Source organism: Mycolicibacterium rhodesiae, from assembly GCF_002086695.1.
Lineage (GTDB): Bacteria > Actinomycetota > Actinomycetes > Mycobacteriales > Mycobacteriaceae > Mycobacterium > Mycobacterium rhodesiae.
On sequence record NZ_MVIH01000010.1, the window covers coordinates 157,016 to 174,977 of the forward strand.

Consider the following 17,962-nt stretch of genomic DNA (forward strand, 5'->3'; position numbering starts at 1 on the left):
CCGGCCAGAGCGCCGATCAGTCCGGGAGAGCGCGACCAGCTATGATGGGGTCTGACGAACGCCGTGAGGCGTGGTCAAGGAAATGTGCGTGCACGCAGTGGGCCCGCTCCCTCAGTGCAGGGCCCGGCGAATCGGGGCATCGAATCGATGGCACCGACTCCATTCCGAAGTCAGAACTCGTGCGCGCGTGACAACGCATTCGAGGACCGACTACGGAAGGCACAACGCCACCACATGACCCCACTGACAATCCATCCCCAAATCTCATTCGCCCAGCTCGGAGTACGTGACGAGATCGTCCGGGCGCTGTCCGAAGAAGGCAAGGAATTCGCCTTCGCCATCCAGGAGCAGACCCTGCCGATGGCGCTGGCCGGCGACGACCTGATCGGCCAGGCCCGCACCGGCATGGGCAAGACCCTTGCCTTCGGTGTGCCGCTGCTGCACCGCATCACCACCGACACCACTCGGCCGCTGACCGGCACTCCGCGCGCGCTCGTGGTGGTCCCGACCCGCGAGCTGTGTCTGCAGGTCCACGGCGACCTGGTCGCCGCATCGAAGTATCTGAAGGCCGACGAGTCGCGCAAGCTGACCGTCACCGCCATCTACGGCGGCCGCCCGTACGAGCCGCAGATCGAGGCGCTCCAGAAGGGCGTCGACGTCGTCGTCGGCACCCCGGGCCGGTTGCTCGACCTCGCCCAGCAGGGCCACCTGCAGCTCGGCGGCCTGTCGGTTCTGGTGCTCGACGAGGCCGACGAAATGCTGGACCTGGGCTTCCTGCCCGACATCGAGCGGATCCTCAAGCAGATCCCGACCGAGCGGCAAGCCATGCTGTTCTCGGCGACCATGCCGGACCCGATCATCACGCTGGCCCGCACCTTCATGAACCAGCCCACCCACATCCGGGCCGAGGGTGTGCAGGGCGCCGCGACCCACGACACCACCGAGCAGTTCGTCTACCGCGCCCACGCGCTGGACAAGGTCGAGATGGTCAGCCGCATCCTGCAGGCGCAGGGCCGCGGCGCGACGATGATCTTCACCCGTACCAAGCGAACCGCGCAGAAGGTGTCCGACGAGCTGGCCGAGCGCGGCTTCAAGGTCGGCGCCGTGCACGGCGACCTGGGCCAGATCGCCCGTGAGAAGGCGCTCAAGGCGTTCCGCAGCGGCGACATCGACGTGCTGGTGGCGACGGACGTGGCAGCTCGAGGTATCGATATCGACGACATCACTCACGTGATCAACTACCAGATCCCCGAGGACGAGCAGGCCTACGTGCACCGCATCGGGCGCACCGGCCGGGCCGGCAAGACCGGCATCGCGATCACCCTGGTGGACTGGGATGAGCTGGACCGGTGGTCGATGATCGACAAAGCCCTCAAGCTCGACTGCGCCGATCCCGCCGAGACCTACTCCAACTCCCCGCACTTCTACGAGGAGCTGAACATCCCCACCGACGCCGGCGGTACGGTCGGCGCCGCGCGCAAGTCGCAGGGCGCCAAGTCCCAGAGCGCCAAGGCGCAGGACGGCACCCGGATCAGCTCCGCCGACTCCAACCGGGAGCGGCCCAGCCGCAACCGTTCTCGCCGGCGCACCCGCGGCGGCGAGGGCGCCAACGGACACACCGCCACGCAGTCCGACTCGCCGGCAGGCGGCGACCAGCCGGCCGAGGGTGGCGACGACAGCCCGGCCCGCAAGCGCCGTCGCCGGCGTCGGCCGCGCAACGCCGCCGAGGCCCCCGCAACCGCAGGATGACGACCGCTATCGTCGCCTAGATGGTCAGACCCGAGCGCCGCACCAAGGGCGATCTCGTCGCCGCGGCGACGATCGCGCTTGTCGTGGCCGTCATCGCCGCGCTGTTCTGGTGGAACAGCTCTGCGCGGGCCACGATCAGCCGGCCCGCCACCTCACCGGCGCCCAACCCGATTCCGGCACGGGTGGTTCCCGACGTGCTGCAACAGTTGTGGACCGCGAGCAGCCCGCGCACGCTGAGCCCGATCGTCGTTGGCGGCACCGTGGTGACCGGCGACGGGCGGACCGTCGACGGGCATGACCCGCAGAGCGGTCAGATCCGGTGGACGTTCGCCCGCGATACCAACCTGTGCGGGGTGTCCTACGTCTACGACCTTGCTGTCGCGGTGTATCCGGATTCGCGTGGCTGCGGACAGGTCAGCAGCATCAACGGCGGCACCGGCCACCGCGGACCGACCCGCACCGCCTACGCCGACAAGCAGGTGGTGCTCAGCTCCAACGGCAGCGCCGTGCTGTCGGCCGGTCCCACCCGGCTGGAACTGTGGCGCTCAGATCTTGTGCGCATGCTGTCCTACGGCGAGATCGATGCCCGGGTCAAACCCGTCAACCAAGGCGTCGGTGCCGGCTGCACCCTGATGTCGGCGGCGGCCAGTGACGAGGCCGTGTCGGTGATGGAAGCCTGCCGCGACCAGAAAGACCTGCGCCTGACGCTGCTCAAGCCGGCGAAGGAAGAAGACGAGCCCGACACCAAGAACGTGCCGCTGCCCGGCGTCGGCGCCGATTCCGAGGCCCGCGTGCTGGCGGTGTCGGGCACCACCACCGCGGTGTACCTGCCGTCCCCGCAACCCCAGATCGCTGTGTACGACGACACCGGCACCAAGATCGCCAGCACGTTGTTGAAAAAGGCTCCGGTGCTTGCCAATCCGGCCCAGGCCGTCACTCACGCCGGCGATTTGTACACCTGGTGGACCGGCGACAGCGTGGAAGTGTTCGATGCGCGGCTGTCCTACCGCTACACCATCGAGGCATCGGCTGCGGTGGCCCCGCTGGGCCCGGGCGCGATGATGGCGGGCCGGCTGCTCATCCCGCTGACCAACGGCATCGGGGTGTACGACCCGGGCAGCGGCGCCAGCGAGCGGATCATCGCCGTCACCCACCCGGCCGGCACGGGACCGGTGGTGCCCGCCGTCACCGGCTCGTCAGTGATCGAACAGCGCGGTGGCGCGCTGGCCGTGTTCGGCCCGAAGACCTAACTCGGCGGTGTTGACCCCGCAGCCGAGAGGTCGGCTTGAGCCATGCGGCAATCCGAGCGGGCACTCAGGGCTGCCGCTTTCTGCGTAGACAGCTGAAATAGGATCCCATCGGAGCCTTGCAGGTAGACGTCGTGGTCACCGGCGCTGTCTTTGGTCGTCCCAAAGTGGTTGGTGCCCAACGTTTGCGCGCCCCGTTTGAGGATGTCCACGGCCTGCGGCCACCGGTCGTCAGAGATGGGCGCGCTGAAACTGATCAAGAAGTGAGCAGCCTTGCCGGGTGTGTGCGCGTAGTCACCGCCGCAGCCGGTCCACTCGTCTTGCACGGTCTGCCAGGTGCTGTCCGGGGTGAGATCGGCGATCTGGGTGGCTACCCCATGAAGAATGTCGCGGTATTGCTGTTGCGCCGCTTCCAGCGGCGGTTTGGCGCGCAGCTGTTGATCGAGCGCGGCGATGTGTTCGGGAGTCGCGTAGCCCTCCCCGTGAGGGGTGCCGCCGTGGCCACAGGCCGCCGCGGCGGTGCACACCGCGGCCAGCAGTACAGCAATCCGGGTATGCATCAGCGCCCCTCGGACTTACGGCGGGGATTGTTATCGGATTCACCGTCTTCCCAGTCCACCCATTCCGGCAGCGGCGTGCTGGGCATCGCTCCGTGGGCGGACGCCTCGAAGCCCGGCTGATTTCGGGACGGCCTCCACTTGGGGTCACCCCTGTTGGCGTGGGAGCGGCGAATGCCGCGGGTGACGATCGCGACGACGCCACCGACGATGAACACCAGCAGTGCCACCTTGAGGATGACGACGACGGTGGGCAGCATCGGCGATCAGAGGTGCAGGTTGGGGCAGCTTTTGCCGAGTGCGGCGGTGGCGTCGAAGGTGAGTTGAGCGGCTCGCATCGTGTCGGCGTCGCCGCCGGCGGGGGCGGGGGCGGTGGCGGCGTCGCGTTGGGCTTTGGCTGACAGGGCCGCACCGTCGGCCCACTTGCTGAGCTGGTCCTCGAGGTCCGGGGCTGTCACCGACGAGGCGGCGGCCCGGATCTTGTCGCTCATGGCCGATTCCTGTTCGGCGATCTTGAGCAGGTCTGAGGTGTCACCGGGTCCGCTGCCCAGCTTCGCGATCGACTGTTGCATCGCGCTCCACTGCGGCCCCAGGGGTTCTATTGCTGCGCAATCATTTTGGGTGTGGTGGGTGCTGCGGAGGGTCCAGAAGGTGGCGATAACTGCGCCGATGATCACGACGGCCAGCAACCACAGCCAGCGGCGGAGGCCCGTCCTGGTTGAAGCGCGCTCAATAGGCTCGGCCACGTGTCCCCCTGGCTTTCGCTGGTTTGCTGGCTGCCACCATACCGACGCCCGGCTCGACGCCGAAAGTCACCGCTGCAGCCGGCTGCCCGAGGCGATTTATCGGGCCGGTCTCGTGGGTGGACGGCCCCCTCATCCGCGGGGACCAGGGCCGAGCTGTAGACCTAGACCTCGGGAGTGAAGGTCGGCAGCGCTTTGCCGGACTTCCAATGCTTCAGCAGCGCGGCCGCCAGATCACGATATGCGGTGCCGCCCTTGCTCTTTCGCCCTGCCAGAACCGACGAACCGGATGCGCTTGCCTCGGCGAAGCGGACCGTGCGCGGAATCGGCGGGGCCAACACCGGCAGGTCGTAACGGTCGGCGACGTCGAGCAGCACGTCGCGGCTGTGCGTGGTGCGCGAGTCGTACAACGTGGGCAAGGCACCCAACAGCTTCAGGTTCGGGTTGGTGATCTGCTGCACGTCGTCGACGGTGCGCAGGAACTGGCCGACCCCGCGGTGCGCCAGCGTCTCGCACTGAAGCGGCACGATCACCTCGTCAGCCGCCGTCAGCCCGTTGAGGGTGAGCACACCCAGCGACGGCGGACAGTCGATGATCACCACGTCGAACTGGTCGAGCTTGTCCAGCGCGCGCTTGAGCGCGTACTCGCGTCCGGCGCGCATCAGCAGCATGGCTTCCGCACCGGCGAGGTCGATGTTGGCCGGCAGCAGCGTCATGCCTTCGGTCGTCTCCACCAGCGCCGCGTTGGGTTCGACGTCGCCGAGCAGCACCTCGTGCACCGACACCGCCAACTTGTCCGGATCAGTGCCCAGCGAAAACGTCAGGCACCCCTGCGGGTCCAGGTCGACGAGCAAGACACGCTTGCCCGCATCGGTGAAAGCCGCCCCAAGAGACGCGACCGTGGTTGTCTTGGCCACCCCACCCTTCTGGTTGGCCACCGCCAATACTCGGGTCACACGGACCATCCTTGCAGGTTCGCCGCCGTTACGTCCCGGCTGCCACGGCGCGCCTGGTCATCGGGCAGAATCAATCATCGTGAGTGTCGGTACGCATCGGTTGGTCCTGCTTCGGCACGGCGAGACCGAGTGGTCCAAGAGCGGTCAGCACACCAGTACCACCGACCTCGATCTCACCGAGCACGGGCGCGAGCAGGCCAAACTGGCCGCGCACACGATCGAGCACCTCGGACTGGACAACCCACTGGTGGTCAGCAGCCCCCGCAAGCGCGCCCTGGCCACCGCCGAGCTGGCCGGTCTGACGGTCGACGACGTGTCGCCGCTGCTGTCGGAGTGGAATTACGGCGACTACGAAGGCCTGACCACCCACCAGATCCGCACCGACACCCCGGGCTGGCTGCTGTGGACCTACGGCTGCCCCGGCGGTGAGAGCGTCGACCAGGTCAGCATGCGGGCCGACCAGGCGGTGTCCTACGCGCTGGAACGTATGGTCGACCGTGACGTGGTGTTCGTCGGCCACGGGCATTTCTCCCGCTCGGTGGTGACGCGCTGGGTGGAGCAGCCACTGCGTGAGGGTGCGCGCTACGGGTTCGGCGCTGCCTCGGTGGCGGTGTGCGGCTTCGAATACGGCCTGCGGCAGCTCTCGGCGCTGGGCTTGACCAGCCACCGCGAGCCGGTCACCGGGACGTGATGGCCCTTCCGTCGTTTGTGCTGAGCGGCCCCGCCGGGACAGTCGTCGCCGAGGGGATCCGGACGGGGTACGACGACGTCGCGGCAGCGGCGGCGGCGCTGGCCGACGGTTCGGCGGACGTGCTGGTGGGCGCGCTGCCGTTCGACATCCGGAGCAGGACGGCGCTGCTGACGCCGACGACGGTGACGTTCCGCGACGCCCTTCCGTCCTGGTCGACGGCGCCGCTGCCCGCGGTGCGTGTCGAGGCGATGCTACCGGCGCCCGCGGAGCATCGTGCCCGAATCCGCGCTGCGCTGGATCGCCTGACCGCGCCCGAAAGTGCTTTGCAGAAGGTCGTTTTGGCGCGGGCGCTGCGTCTGGTCGCTGACGGGCCACTCGACGCACGCGCGATCCTGGACCGCCTGGTGGCCGCCGACGCCGAAGCATGCGCCTACCTGGCCGACCTGTCCGTCGCGGGCGGTGACCACGCGGGCACCGCGCTGGTGGGGGCCAGCCCCGAACTGCTGGTCGCCCGCTCCGGTGAGGTGGTGACCTGCCAGCCGTTCGCCGGGTCCGCGCCGCGATCGGCCGATCCGCAGACCGACGCCGCCAACGGTGCCGCGCTGGCCGAATCGGGCAAGAACCGCCACGAACATCAGCTGGTCGTCGACACGATGCGCGCTGCGCTCGAACCGCTGTGCGCCGATCTGGAGATCGCGCCGCAACCGCAACTGAGCCGCACCGCCGCACTGTGGCATCTGTCCACCCCGATCCGCGGCCGGTTGCGCGACACCTCCACCACCGCACTCGATTTAGCGCTGGCACTGCATCCCACCCCGGCGGTGGGCGGGGTGCCCACCGCGGCAGCGGTCGATCTGATCGCGCAGCTCGAAGGTGACCGCGGCTTCTACGCAGGCGCAGTGGGCTGGTGCGACGCTCGCGGCGACGGCCGATGGGTGGTGGCGATCCGCGGCGCGCAACTGTCCGCCGACCGGTTGGGGGCGCTCGCCCAGGCCGGCGGCGGTATCGTCGCCGAATCCGACCCGGATGACGAAGTCGCTGAGACCACAACGAAATTCACAACCATTCTGTCAGCCCTGGGGGTGCAGCAATGACCGTGATCCGGATGGCCCGTCCCGGCGACGAGCCCGAGATCGTCGCGATGATCCGCGAACTCGCCGAGTTCGAGCACGCCATCGATCAGTGCACCGTGACCGAAAGTCAGATCACCGCAGCGCTTTTCGGCGACAATCCGGTTGGATCCTGCCACGTGGTCGAGGTCGACGGCGAAGCCGCCGCGGTGGCGCTGTGGTTCCGAACCTTCTCCACCTGGGACGGCGTGGCCGGCATCTACCTGGAAGACCTGTTCGTCCGCGACAAGTTCCGCAGGCGCGGCCTGGCCCGCACGCTGCTCGCGACGCTGGCCAAGGTCTGCGTCGACAACGGCTATACCCGCCTGGCGTGGGAAGTGCTGGACTGGAACGTCAACGCGATCGCGCTCTACGACGCCGTCGGCGGCAAGCAGATGTCGGAGTGGATCAACTACCGCGTGAGCGGCCCGGAGCTTGCGGCGCTGGCAGCTGAGGTCTAGCCGCCGGCCCGCGACGCCCAGCGCAGCGCGGGCGGGCTGAACAGCAACGCCAGCACCGCAATTGCCACCCCACCCATGGCGATCGCATAGATCGGCTGGTGGGCGGCCACGATGTACCAGGCCACCGGCAGCAGCAGCAGGTTGGCGAACACCGCGATGCCCCGACCCCAGCGACGCCCGGTGATCAGCCCCCAACCGGCGGCTGCCACCGCCCCGCCCATCACCGCGAACCAGCCTGCCGTGCCGTACCCGTTGACGATGTGCTGGTCAGCGCCCGCCAGAGCGCGCACCACCAGCACCACGGCCACGACGATCGCCACCACACCTTCAGCAGCCGCCACGAAGCCGGCGTAGCGGACCACGGGCGGGACAACGGATTCGGTCACCTTCGTAAGGTAGCGGGTCACGTTGTGCCCATCGGGGCCGCGCGGCCTATGGCGATCCGGGACGCGCGGCGCGAGACCAGCCCAGCGGGCTGAGGCTCCGGTAGGGATCGGTCTCCCGCAGACCGAGAAGGTCATCGAGAATCTGCTCGAGCGCGGTCTGCGTACGGCGCTTCACCTCCTCAGCCCAGCCCGTAGCGTCGACGCCCGCCGGCGTGGTGGTGTCGACCGGTGTGCCGAACCGTAGGTACATCCGCTCCGGCCGAGGAATGAGGGTCGGTCCGATGCCGCGCATCAATGGCATCGCCATGTCTTGGCGGCCGCCGAAGCGGCCGCTCAGGGCCTGGCTGAACCGACCCCACGTGCTGTCCCGCGACGTCATGCTCCGGTACACGTCGTCACCGCCGACCAGTCCCACCGGAATGATGGGATATCCGTTCTCCACCGCGATCCGCGCGAATCCGGACCGGCCCTGCCAACGCAGGGTGTATTCCTCGCCCTTGAATTTCGGGATCTCCCGACCGCCGCCCGGGAAGACCAGGATGGTCTGGTCGTGGCGCATGAGTTCCCGTGCGGTCTCCGGGGCGCCGACAACGCCGCCGAATGCCGCCAGCAGGTCGCCGAACAGGCCACGGATCTGGCCGAACTGACGGTCGGCCAGCGGCCGCACCCGGACCCCGATCTGCCTGCGCACGACGTACGGGATCAGGAATGCCTCGGCACCGCCCTGAGTGTGGTTGCCCACCAACAGAAATCGGCCGTCAGCGGGCAGGTTGTGCAACCCGTCGACGTACGGGCGCCACAGGTCGACCACCGGCTGGATACCGTCGGCGACGGCTCCCAGCACCTGCTTGATGGCGCGGACCCGCGGCGGGTGATTCATGACGGCCGACACGTCGACCGTTGCTTGGCTGCTCTCGGCGACCATGTCGACCGCTCCCATCGTCCAGACGAACTAGTTCGTTCTTTATACTCGCTCTTCATGAGAAGCACCTCAGAGCTGCGGGAGGAGATTCTGGCCGCGGCTCGCGGCGAGTTCGCGCGGTGCGGGTTCGCCGGCGCCCGCATCGACCGCATTGCGGCGGCAGCCAGCGCCAGCAAAGAGCGCCTGTACGCGCACTTCGGCGATAAAGAGACGCTGTTTCGCGAGGTGCTCACCGCCAACGTCGCGGAGTTCTTCCACGCGGTCCGGATGCTGCCCGACAACGTGCCGGAATTCGTCGGCGGGATGTTCGACCTGAGCGTGCGCAGGCCCGAGCACCACCGAATGGTCGCGTGGGCTCACCTCGAGGGGCTGACGTTGGAGCCGCCCAGCGCTGACGGGCTACCCCTGCCCCAGCTGGCCCTCGCCGCGATCGAAGAGGCTCAGGCCACGGGCCATGTCGACCCGGCGTGGGATCCAGGCGATCTGATCGTCGTCCTCTTCGGGATCGCCCTGGCATGGGCGCACTGGCCCGACCCCGCTGCGGAGACCACCTCGGCGGCGGTGCTGGCCCATCGGCGGTCTGCGGCGATCGAGGCGGCGACCCGCGTCATCGCCCCTAGCGCCGGAACACCACCCACCGCATCGCGCAGTACATGAAGATGCCCTCGCAGCCGCCGGCCGCCATCCGGGCCACGTGGTACTCGACACCGAAGGCCCGCAACGCGGTGGAGACACCGAGGATGAACGCCAGATAGTTGATCGCCACCACGACGACGTAGACACCCACCTGCGGTCCCACCGCGCCGTGCGACTGAAAATTCACTACCCGGTTGAGGACATAGCTGGCCGCGAAGGCGCACACGTAAGCCACCGTCACCGCGGCCCCGAACGTCACGTGCAGCACCCCGTGCAGCAGCGTGAGCACCAGCAGGTCGAGCGCGAAGGTGCCGGAGTTGATCACCACGAAGCCCAGAAAGGTCGGCGGCACAACCGAATTCAGCCCGAACGGCAGGCGCGCGACCACCGCCTCGCAGGCCCGGTGGAACCAGCCGACGGCACTGGCCGATCCCGGCTCCGACCCCACGACCACGTCGCGAGCATGCCACCGGCAGCTGTCTGCTTCGTGATGAGCAGACAAACACTTCGAGCATCCCTCCCGCACCCGTCTAGGCTCATGGCTCGTGCGTGCCGTCCTGATCGTCAACCCGAACGCCACTTCCACCACTGCGGCCGGCCGCGACCTCCTCGCCCACGCGCTGGAGAGCCGGGTGGACCTGTCCGTCGTCCACACCGACCACCGCGGCCACGCCATCGAGATCGCCGAAGCAGCCCGCAACGACGGTACCGACGTGATCATCGTCCACGGCGGCGACGGAACGGTGAATGAAGTGGTCAACGGGCTGCTGGGCAGGCCAGGCCGGGAATTACCGGAGACGATGCCCGCGGTGGCGGTGGTGCCGGGCGGCTCGGCCAACGTGTTCGCCCGTGCGCTCGGGATCAGCCCCGACCCGATCGTGGCAACGAACCAGCTGGTCGACCTGCTCAGTGCGCGCCGCAACGGCGCAGCCTGGCGCGAGATCGGGCTGATGGACTGCGGCGAGCGCTGGGCGGTGTTCACCGCCGGCATGGGGGTGGACGGCGACGTGGTCGCGGCCGTCGAGGCGCAGCGCGCCAAGGGCCGCAAGGTCACCCCGGGCCGCTACATCCGCGTCGCGGTCCGCGAGATGCTGTCCAGCGCGCGCAACGAGCCGCTGATGACCCTCGAACTGCCCGGCCAGCCACCGCAGAGCGGCGTCTACTTCGCGTTCATCTCCAACTCCAGCCCGTGGACGTACGCCAACACCAGGCCGGTGTGGACCAACCCGGACACCACCTTCGAGACCGGCCTAGGCGTCTTCGCGATCACCAGCATGAACGTCTGGCGCAACCTCATGCTGGTGCGCCGGATGCTGTCGAAGAAGCCGGTGATCAAGGCCAAGCACCTGATCCGCCACGACGACGTGGCGTGGGTGCGGGTCACCGCCACCGAGCCGGTCGCCAGCCAGATCGACGGAGATTTTCTGGGTTTGCGCGCGGAAATGACGTTCCGCGTTGTTCCGGGAGCCCTCTGCGTCGTCGCGCCGCCCGCAGCGAAGGGCGCTGACCAGCAGTAATGGGATTGCGCCGAAGGATTCAGGGCGCAGATGGGTTGAGTGTAGTACAAACGGATAGAGGGTTCGGTAACCCACCCCCAGCCAGACCTTGTAGTGACATTGCCCACGTGTTAACTGAGTTCTATTGACATCCGTCGAGGACGTGAAACGATCGGATGCAACAACACAGAAACATTTGTGTGCACCGCATTAACAGCCGAAGAAAAATCGAGTGCGCTTCGTTGCGCACATAGTAAGGAGTAGCGACAAATGGATTGGCGCCATAAGGCGGTCTGCCGTGACGAGGATCCGGAACTGTTCTTCCCCGTGGGGAACAGCGGCCCGGCGCTCGCCCAGATCGCTGACGCGAAGCTCGTATGCAACCGTTGTCCCGTGACGACGGAGTGCCTGAGCTGGGCTTTGGAATCCGGCCAGGACGCCGGCGTCTGGGGCGGCATGAGCGAGGACGAGCGCCGTGCGCTCAAGCGTCGCAACGCCCGCACCCGCGCACGCAGCACCGTCTAGCCCGCTCTTTCGACAATCTTGACATCGCGGTCCCGGCAAATGCCGGGGCCGCGATTTCTATTTGCAAATGTCGCCTCGGTCACATTTGCTATTGGGGAAGTCGAGCACTCGAACGCCGGCCGAGTGGTACCCGCAACACAACATCGGTCCCACCGCCGGGGACATCGTGCATTCCCAGCGAGCCGTCGAGCTCAGCGGTGACCAGCGTGCGCACGATCTGTAGGCCGAGCCGGTCGGACTTCTCCAGCGAGAACCCTTCGGGAAGCCCCCGCCCGTCGTCGTGCACGACGACGTCCAGCCACCGCGCCGAACGCTCCGCCCGGATGGTCACGCAGCCCTGCTTGGCCGTCGACTCGAAGGCGTGCTCGATGGCGTTCTGCACCAGCTCGGTCACCACCATCACCAGGGCGGTGGCCCGGTCGGCGTCGAGCACCCCCAACGCCCCGTCCCGGTTGATGCGGATGGGGGTATCGACCCGGGCGACGTCGTTCATGATCGGTAGGATCCGGTCGATCACCTCGTCGAGGTTGACCTCCTCGTCCACCGACATCGACAGCGCCTCGTGGACCTGGGCGATGGAGGCGACCCGGCGCACCGACTCCATCAGGGCTTCGCGAGCCTCCTCGTTGCTGGTGCGGCGAGACTGAAGGCGCAGCAGCGCGGCGACGGTCTGCAGGTTGTTCTTCACCCGGTGGTGGATCTCGCGGATGGTCGCGTCCTTGGACAGCAGAGCGCGGTCGCGGCGCTTGACCTCGGTGACGTCCCGGATGAGCACCGCCGCCCCCGCAGCGGCGCCGTGAACCACCAGCGGCAGCGTACGCAGCAGCACCGCGGCGCCCCCGGCATCGACCTCCAGGCGCATGCTCGACCCGCCGGACAGTGAGTCGCGGACGTGTTCGGCCAACTCCTGAGCCTCGAACGGGTCGGAGATCAGCGGCCGGGTGATGACCACCAGGTTGTGGCCCTCCAACTCGGCGGCCAGACCCATCCGGTGATAGGCCGACAACGCGTTGGGGCTGGCATAAGCGACGACGCCGTCGACGTCGAGGCGGATGAACCCGTCGCCGACGCGTGGGCTCGATCGGGACAGCGCCAGATCGCCGACGTTCGGGAAGGTGCCCTCCGACAGCATGTGCAGGAGGTTGCCCGCGCAGTCCAGGTAGGCCCGCTCCAGCGGCGACGAGGTGCGCCGCTCGGCCAGGGCGGTCTGGTGGGTCAGTACGGCGACGACCTGGTTGTTGTAGCGCACCGGGACCGCTTCGACGTTGATGCCGGGGTCGCGCAGCTCGAGATCGCTGTCTCCGCGCCCGATGGCCCCCGAGGTGAAGGCCGAGGTCACCAGCGGCAGATCACCGTCCGCGACGACGGAGCCGACGGCGTCCCGGATCAGGACCGTCGGGGCCGTGTTGGGTCGGCATTGGGCCACGCAGACCAGCGCGCCGTCGTCGCGGCGCACCCACATCAGATAGTCGGCGAACGAGAGGTCCGCCAGCAGCTGCCACTCGCCGACCACCGCATGCAGATGATCCACCGCGCTGCCCGGCAGCATCGTGTGCTCGGCGAGCAGGTCACCGAGGGTGGACACCGGAGTTAGTCGATCACGGCAATGAGGTCGCCGGCCTGGATGACGTCGCCCACGGACACGCTGACCTCGGTGATGGTGCCGCCGACTTCGGCCAGCACCGGGATCTCCATCTTCATGGACTCCAGAAGCACCAGGGTGTCTCCCGCGCCGATCTGGTCGCCCTTGCTGACCACTACCTCGAGCACACTGGCCACGATCTCGGCGCGAACATCCTCGGCCATCTTCACCTCACTCTTGGTACCGCTCGTCTCTCAATGCCGCTCTATCGAACCACAACACCGGGTGGTCAGAGGTTCGACTGCGCCGTGAGACACTTTATTCAGAGCTCAACCATGCAGCTGCAATCAATGGAGGTACATCATGGCCAAGCGTGGCCGTAAGAAGCGTGACCGCAAGCACAGCAAAGCCAATCACGGCAGGCGGCCCAACGCCTGATACACACTCAGGCTAGTAATAAAGGGCCCGGCATCATGCCGGGCCCTTTATTTGTTGGCGCGTCAGCCGCGCCGGATGATCGTGGTCTGGCTGATCTGTAGCCGTACCTTCTCCAGCAGGTGCTGGGGTGCCTTCTCCCCACTGCACCGCGACGCGACCAGCTTCTTGATCCGTTCCTCGACGCCGTAATGACGAAGGCACGTCGGGCACTCTTCGAGGTGATGACGCAGCCTGTCTCGCGTCTCATTGGTGCATTCACCGTCGAGCAGCGTCCAGACCTCGGCGATCACCGCAGCGCACTCGGGGTGGTCGGGGTCGATCGGTCCGATGGGCGGGCGCCACTCGGCTTCGTTGCCCGATACCTGATCGTCGCTCATGACGACACCTCCTCCGGTGCATCCTCGATCTGACCGCGGGCGAAGCCACGCTCTTTGGCAACGTCGGCCAGCAGGCCGCGCAGCTGGCGCCTACCTCGGTGCAGCCGGGACATCACCGTCCCGATCGGGGTATCCATGATCTCGGCGATCTCCTTGTACGGGAAGCCCTCGACGTCGGCGTAGTACACCGCCATCCGAAACTCCTCCGGCAACGCCTGCAGAGCTTCCTTGATCTCGGTGTCGGGCAGCAGCTCGAGGGCCTCGACCTCAGCCGAACGCAGACCTGTGGAGGTGTGCTCGGCGTTGGCCGCCAACTGCCAGTCGGTGATCTCCTCGGTCGGATACTCAGCCGGCTGGCGCTGCTTCTTGCGGTAACTGTTGATGTAGGTATTCGTCAGAATCCGGTACAACCAGGCTTTGAGGTTGGTGCCCTCGCGGAACGAGCGGAAGCCGGCGTAGGCCTTGACCATGGTTTCCTGCAACAGGTCTTCAGCATCAGCCGGGTTGCGCGTCATGCGGAGAGCGCCGCCGTACAGCTGGTCCAGCAGCGGAATGGCGTCACGCTCGAAGCGTGCCGTCAACTCCGCATCGGACTCCTCGCGCTGCGGGGCCTCGATGTCGATGTCGGTCATCGTGGGTGACACAGTCCCTTCTGCCGCGGTGCCCCTTAAAAGCTCCGGCAGCGGTATCGGACGGATGAAAAGTGCGGGTGCCTGCTCATCGGCCATCATGCAGACTGCGGCTGACACCGGACTTCTCTCCTTCCAATCCTAAGGCTGTGACCAACATCTTTTGGGTCGCGGGCCTCGAGAGCTGCGACCAATGTCCACAACAGGATTTCTCACCGCACTATTTCCCGTGGTTATTCTGTGCCCCGTGAGTCGTGCGGCCACCCAGGCGATCGCCGCGCTGATTGCGGCCGGCGCACCCCATGAGGTGCTGCGTTACCACCATGACCCGCGCTCGGATTCCTACGGCGACGAGGCGGTCGCCGCTCTCGCGGGCGATTCGGTGGTGGCCGAACAGATCTTCAAGACGCTGGTGATCGCGTCGGGTTCGGTGCTGGCGGTGGCGGTCTTGCCGGTGCCGTGGAAGCTGTCGCTGAAAGCGGCGGCCGCCGCGCTGGGGCTCTCGAAGGCGGCGATGGCCGAGCGCGCCGCCGCCGAACGGGCCACCGGTTACGTGCTGGGCGGCATCTCGCCGCTCGGGCAGCGCAAGCGGCTGCCGACCGTGGTCGACGCGTCGGCGCTGGGCTATGACCGAGTCCTGTGCAGTGCGGGCAAGCGGGGCTGGGATGTCGCACTGGCACCACAGGATCTGATTCGGCTGACCGACGCGGTGACTGCCGACATCCGTGCCGTCTAGGGTGACGGAATGTCCTTCTCCGGCAAGACCATGTTCATCTCGGGAGCCAGTCGCGGCATCGGCCTGGCCATCGCCAAGCGCGTCGCCGCCGACGGCGCCAACATCGCGCTGGTGGCCAAGACCACCGAACCGCATCCCAAGCTGCCCGGCACCATCTACACCGCCGCCAAGGAGATCGAGGAGGCCGGCGGCCAGGCTCTGCCGATCGTCGGCGACGTCCGCGACGGCGACTCGGTGGCCGCCGCCGTGGCCAAGGCCGTCGAGCAGTTCGGTGCCATCGACATCTGTGTCAACAACGCCTCAGCCATCAACCTCGGCTCCATCGAAGAGGTGCCGCTCAAGCGGTTCGACTTGATGAACGGCATCCAGGTACGCGGCACCTACGCCGTCTCGCAAGCCTGCATCCCGCACATGAAGGGCCGAGAGAACCCACACATCCTCACGCTCTCCCCGCCGATCCGGCTGGAATCCCAGTGGCTCAAGCCGACGCCCTACATGATGGCGAAGTTCGGAATGACATTGTGCGCGTTGGGAATCGCCGAAGAGATGCGTGACGCCGGTATCGCGTCCAACACGCTGTGGCCGCGCACCATGGTCGCCACCGCGGCGGTGCAGAACCTGCTCGGCGGTGATGAGGCGATGGCACGTTCCCGCAAGCCCGAGGTCTACGCCGACGCCGCCTACGCGGTACTGAGCAAGCCGGCCCGCGAATACACCGGACAGACGCTGCTGTGCGAGGACGTGCTGGTGGATTCCGGCGTCAGCGACCTGTCGGTCTACGACTGCATCCCGGGCTCGGAGTTGGGGGTGGACCTCTGGGTCGACACCCCCAATCCGCCCGGCTACCGCAACCCCTAGGGGGCTACACCCCGACGACGGTGTTGCGGCCGGTCTCCTTGGCCCGGTACATCGCCTCGTCGGCGCGCGCCGTCGCAGTGGTGGCGGTTTCACCGGGAACGGCGAGGGTGGCGCCAATGCTCAAGCTGGCCTGGATGATTCCGCCTGGATGCAAGATCGGTTCAGCCGCGCGATGCCGAATGGATTCCGCGATTGCGGTGACGGCGTCGAGGTCGCGGACCGCGGGCAGGAGGACCAGGATCTCGTCCCCGCCGGTGCGTCCGACCGTGTCCCCCTCACGCACGCACTCGCGGATGCGGGCCGCCAGGGCCGCCAGCACGATGTCGCCGACCGCGTGACCCCACTGGTCGTTGATGCGCTTGAAACCGTCGACATCGCAGAAGAGCACGCCGAGGCAACTGCCGTCGCCGCCGAGCGCGGCCAGCGCTGATTCAAGTCGGGCGATGGCCTCGGCCCGGTTCACCAGCCCGGTGAGTTCGTCGAACCGGGCCAGCCGCTCGAGTCGGCGCTCGAACTCGACCTGGTCATCGACAACGCGCAGGGCCGCGATCACGCCGTCGGTATCCCCGTCGGCGCCCAGGTACGGCTTTGAGCGACAGTCGACCCAGTGGTATCCGCCGTCGGCGCAGACGATCCGGAACCGTTCGACGGCCGGTTCCGCTGCACCTGCGCGCTGGCCGCCCACCCCCACCGAACCCACATCGTCGGCGTGGATGTGGCGATCGAAGTCCGCGCCGACCCACGGGCCATCACCGAAAGTCGTTGGGACAGAAGGCGAAGCCCACACGATCTGCCTGTCGCGCAAGTGGATGACGGCGTCCACGGCATTCTCGGCAAGGATGCGGTAGCGCGCTTCGGCATCTTCGCGTTCGCGGATCAGGAGTGCCCTGTCGATGAGAAGGCGCTGTTCCCGCTGACTGAGGTAGAACACCGCCACGCCGATGACGACGGCCCCCGCGGAAATCGACAGAGGCCACACCGCACCTTCCTCGACCCCGATGGCCAGGAACGCCAGCCGAGACAACCCGACGACGAGCGGCAGGGTGACGAACAACGCGGCCATCCGGAGCAGTCCGAGACCATCGGGGCGCGCCAATAGCCAAGCCACCGGATTCGCGTCGAGGCGGCCGGCGAAGGTCGCCGCGATCAGCAGCAGCAAGCCGATGGCGGTCGCAATTCCCATGCCGGTTGCCGGCGCCGTTTCGATGACGGACAGCGCCTGAAACGTGTAGACCACCGTCACCAGGAACGGCATCACCGCCGCGGACACCAGGCACAGTGAACGCAACGACCTGAACACCCGATGGTCCAGGCGCATCAGTCCGACCGCGACCCCCAGCAAGAGGAACGTCACCGCCGTCTGCACACTCGGTCGACCCGGCCATGGCCTCTGCATGGCCGCGACACCGCCGGGGAACCACAGCGCGTCCACCCCGAATGACCGGCCGGTTGCATACTCGCCGATGAACACGAGCGCAATCGCGCTGCAGGCCACGGCCAGCCCACGAGCAACCCACACCCGAGCCGGGGTGGTGCGCCCGGACTGCAACAAGGTCGCCACACCCAGGGTGGCCATCACCAGCGCGGCCCACGGCGTCATCTGCGGCCACGACCGAAAGACTCTGGTCAACCGCTCGGCGCCGGTCGCCCAACCCAGCCAGTTCACGGCGCTGATGACAAAGACCACCGCCAACGCCGAACGGCCGGCTCGGTGCACCAGCGTTTCGAGCTGCGCGTCGAGTTCGGTCTCGGCCATCGGATCCCCCGTGCAACGGTGTACGGGCATTGTGCCGTACCGGGGTGCCACGCAGACGCGCATTCACCGGGCCTTACGTCGGCAAACGCAGATGACCTAAGTCCACCT

General features: G+C 67.5%; 23 protein-coding genes. 11 read left to right on the forward strand and 12 right to left on the reverse strand.

All coding sequences use genetic code 11. The annotated features are described in order from the left end of the window. Positions 1-234: 234 nt before the first annotated feature. Both BST42_RS20200 and BST42_RS20205 read left to right on the forward strand, forming a co-directional pair. A complete protein-coding gene (locus BST42_RS20200; protein WP_083121086.1) occupies positions 235-1,749 on the forward strand; it encodes a DEAD/DEAH box helicase in 1,515 nt (504 codons plus the stop codon). Positions 1,750-1,769: 20 nt separating this feature from the next. Continuing rightward, on the forward strand, positions 1,770-2,999 hold the full coding sequence (locus BST42_RS20205; protein WP_083121087.1) for an Rv3212 family protein: 1,230 nt from the start codon (positions 1,770-1,772) through the stop codon (positions 2,997-2,999). Here BST42_RS20205 and BST42_RS20210 read toward each other — a convergent pair. The 4 genes from BST42_RS20210 to BST42_RS20225 form a co-directional block, all read right to left on the reverse strand. Beyond that, a complete protein-coding gene (locus BST42_RS20210; protein WP_083121088.1) occupies positions 2,996-3,556 on the reverse strand; it encodes an LppA family lipoprotein in 561 nt (186 codons plus the stop codon). The two genes, BST42_RS20205 and BST42_RS20210, sit on opposite strands and share 4 nt — an antisense overlap. Then, positions 3,556-3,813 carry a hypothetical protein gene (locus tag BST42_RS20215; RefSeq protein WP_083121089.1) on the reverse strand — a complete coding sequence of 86 codons (258 nt, stop codon included), beginning with the start codon at positions 3,811-3,813 and terminating at the stop codon, positions 3,556-3,558. The genes BST42_RS20210 and BST42_RS20215 overlap by 1 nt, the downstream gene beginning before the upstream one ends. 6 nt (positions 3,814-3,819) lie before the next feature. Continuing rightward, positions 3,820-4,125: a hypothetical protein gene (locus BST42_RS20220; RefSeq protein ID WP_133057488.1), complete on the reverse strand. Its 306-nt coding sequence runs from the start codon at positions 4,123-4,125 to the stop codon at positions 3,820-3,822. Between the two features lie 335 nt (positions 4,126-4,460). Continuing rightward, complete coding sequence (locus BST42_RS20225; protein WP_083121091.1) at positions 4,461-5,261, reverse strand: ParA family protein; 801 nt, start codon at positions 5,259-5,261, stop codon at positions 4,461-4,463. 70 nt (positions 5,262-5,331) lie between these two features. Between BST42_RS20225 and BST42_RS20230 the strand changes: the two genes are divergently transcribed. Genes BST42_RS20230 through BST42_RS20240 form a run of 3 tightly spaced genes read left to right on the forward strand, consistent with a single transcriptional unit; the run spans position 5,332 to position 7,513 of the window. Continuing rightward, positions 5,332-5,943, forward strand: coding sequence for an acid phosphatase (locus BST42_RS20230; RefSeq protein WP_083121092.1), 612 nt, complete (start codon positions 5,332-5,334; stop codon positions 5,941-5,943). Next, complete coding sequence (locus tag BST42_RS20235) at positions 5,943-7,037, forward strand: isochorismate synthase (RefSeq protein WP_083121093.1); 1,095 nt, start codon at positions 5,943-5,945, stop codon at positions 7,035-7,037. The genes BST42_RS20230 and BST42_RS20235 overlap by 1 nt, the downstream gene beginning before the upstream one ends. Then, positions 7,034-7,513 (forward strand): GNAT family N-acetyltransferase, encoded by a 480-nt coding sequence (locus tag BST42_RS20240; RefSeq protein WP_083121094.1) that lies wholly within the window; start codon positions 7,034-7,036, stop codon positions 7,511-7,513. The genes BST42_RS20235 and BST42_RS20240 overlap by 4 nt, the downstream gene beginning before the upstream one ends. On the opposite strand, the gene BST42_RS20245 is transcribed toward BST42_RS20240, so the two are convergent. Together BST42_RS20245 and BST42_RS20250 are read right to left on the reverse strand one after the other, a co-directional pair. Further along, on the reverse strand, positions 7,510-7,899 hold the full coding sequence (locus BST42_RS20245) for a hypothetical protein (RefSeq protein WP_083121139.1): 390 nt from the start codon (positions 7,897-7,899) through the stop codon (positions 7,510-7,512). The two genes, BST42_RS20240 and BST42_RS20245, sit on opposite strands and share 4 nt — an antisense overlap. Positions 7,900-7,945: 46 nt before the next feature. Continuing rightward, entirely contained in the window at positions 7,946-8,779 is an 834-nt protein-coding gene (locus BST42_RS20250; protein ID WP_435406048.1) for a lysophospholipid acyltransferase family protein, read from the reverse strand. A gap of 99 nt (positions 8,780-8,878) precedes the next feature. Between BST42_RS20250 and BST42_RS20255 the strand changes: the two genes are divergently transcribed. Beyond that, positions 8,879-9,478 (forward strand): TetR family transcriptional regulator, encoded by a 600-nt coding sequence (locus BST42_RS20255; protein ID WP_083121095.1) that lies wholly within the window; start codon positions 8,879-8,881, stop codon positions 9,476-9,478. Here the strand turns inward: BST42_RS20255 and BST42_RS20260 are convergent. Next, positions 9,438-9,911 (reverse strand): GtrA family protein, encoded by a 474-nt coding sequence (locus BST42_RS20260; protein WP_083121096.1) that lies wholly within the window; start codon positions 9,909-9,911, stop codon positions 9,438-9,440. The two genes, BST42_RS20255 and BST42_RS20260, sit on opposite strands and share 41 nt — an antisense overlap. A 91-nt stretch (positions 9,912-10,002) precedes the next feature. On the opposite strand from BST42_RS20260, the gene BST42_RS20265 reads away from it, so the two are divergent. Both BST42_RS20265 and BST42_RS20270 read left to right on the forward strand, forming a co-directional pair. Further along, a complete protein-coding gene (locus BST42_RS20265; RefSeq protein WP_083121097.1) occupies positions 10,003-10,974 on the forward strand; it encodes a diacylglycerol/lipid kinase family protein in 972 nt (323 codons plus the stop codon). A 249-nt stretch (positions 10,975-11,223) separates the two neighbouring features. Beyond that, the gene (locus BST42_RS20270) at positions 11,224-11,478 is read left to right on the forward strand and encodes a WhiB family transcriptional regulator (protein WP_083121098.1); all 255 of its coding nucleotides are present in this window, start codon (positions 11,224-11,226) and stop codon (positions 11,476-11,478) included. A gap of 88 nt (positions 11,479-11,566) precedes the next feature. Here the strand turns inward: BST42_RS20270 and BST42_RS20275 are convergent, their stop codons facing one another. Next, positions 11,567-13,063 (reverse strand): two-component system sensor histidine kinase PdtaS, encoded by a 1,497-nt coding sequence (locus BST42_RS20275; protein ID WP_083121099.1) that lies wholly within the window; start codon positions 13,061-13,063, stop codon positions 11,567-11,569. Between the two features lie 5 nt (positions 13,064-13,068). Next, on the reverse strand, positions 13,069-13,284 hold the full coding sequence (locus BST42_RS20280) for a biotin/lipoyl-binding carrier protein (RefSeq protein ID WP_036345994.1): 216 nt from the start codon (positions 13,282-13,284) through the stop codon (positions 13,069-13,071). 139 nt (positions 13,285-13,423) lie between these two features. Between BST42_RS20280 and BST42_RS30485 the strand changes: the two genes are divergently transcribed. Continuing rightward, on the forward strand, positions 13,424-13,498 hold the full coding sequence (locus BST42_RS30485; RefSeq protein ID WP_085976028.1) for a 50S ribosomal protein bL37: 75 nt from the start codon (positions 13,424-13,426) through the stop codon (positions 13,496-13,498). Positions 13,499-13,560: 62 nt separating this feature from the next. Here the strand turns inward: BST42_RS30485 and rsrA are convergent, their stop codons facing one another. Beyond that, positions 13,561-13,875 carry a mycothiol system anti-sigma-R factor gene (gene rsrA, locus BST42_RS20285; protein ID WP_083121100.1) on the reverse strand — a complete coding sequence of 105 codons (315 nt, stop codon included), beginning with the start codon at positions 13,873-13,875 and terminating at the stop codon, positions 13,561-13,563. Continuing rightward, on the reverse strand, positions 13,872-14,507 hold the full coding sequence (locus tag BST42_RS20290) for a sigma-70 family RNA polymerase sigma factor (protein ID WP_207569542.1): 636 nt from the start codon (positions 14,505-14,507) through the stop codon (positions 13,872-13,874). The genes rsrA and BST42_RS20290 overlap by 4 nt, the downstream gene beginning before the upstream one ends. A gap of 190 nt (positions 14,508-14,697) precedes the next feature. Between BST42_RS20290 and BST42_RS20295 the strand changes: the two genes are divergently transcribed. After that, positions 14,698-15,240, forward strand: coding sequence for a YbaK/EbsC family protein (locus BST42_RS20295; protein ID WP_083121101.1), 543 nt, complete (start codon positions 14,698-14,700; stop codon positions 15,238-15,240). Between the two features lie 9 nt (positions 15,241-15,249). Then, positions 15,250-16,098 carry an SDR family oxidoreductase gene (locus BST42_RS20300; protein ID WP_083121102.1) on the forward strand — a complete coding sequence of 283 codons (849 nt, stop codon included), beginning with the start codon at positions 15,250-15,252 and terminating at the stop codon, positions 16,096-16,098. A gap of 4 nt (positions 16,099-16,102) precedes the next feature. On the opposite strand, the gene BST42_RS20305 is transcribed toward BST42_RS20300, so the two are convergent. After that, positions 16,103-17,854, reverse strand: coding sequence for a sensor domain-containing diguanylate cyclase (locus BST42_RS20305; protein ID WP_083121103.1), 1,752 nt, complete (start codon positions 17,852-17,854; stop codon positions 16,103-16,105). Positions 17,855-17,962: the final 108 nt, after the last annotated feature.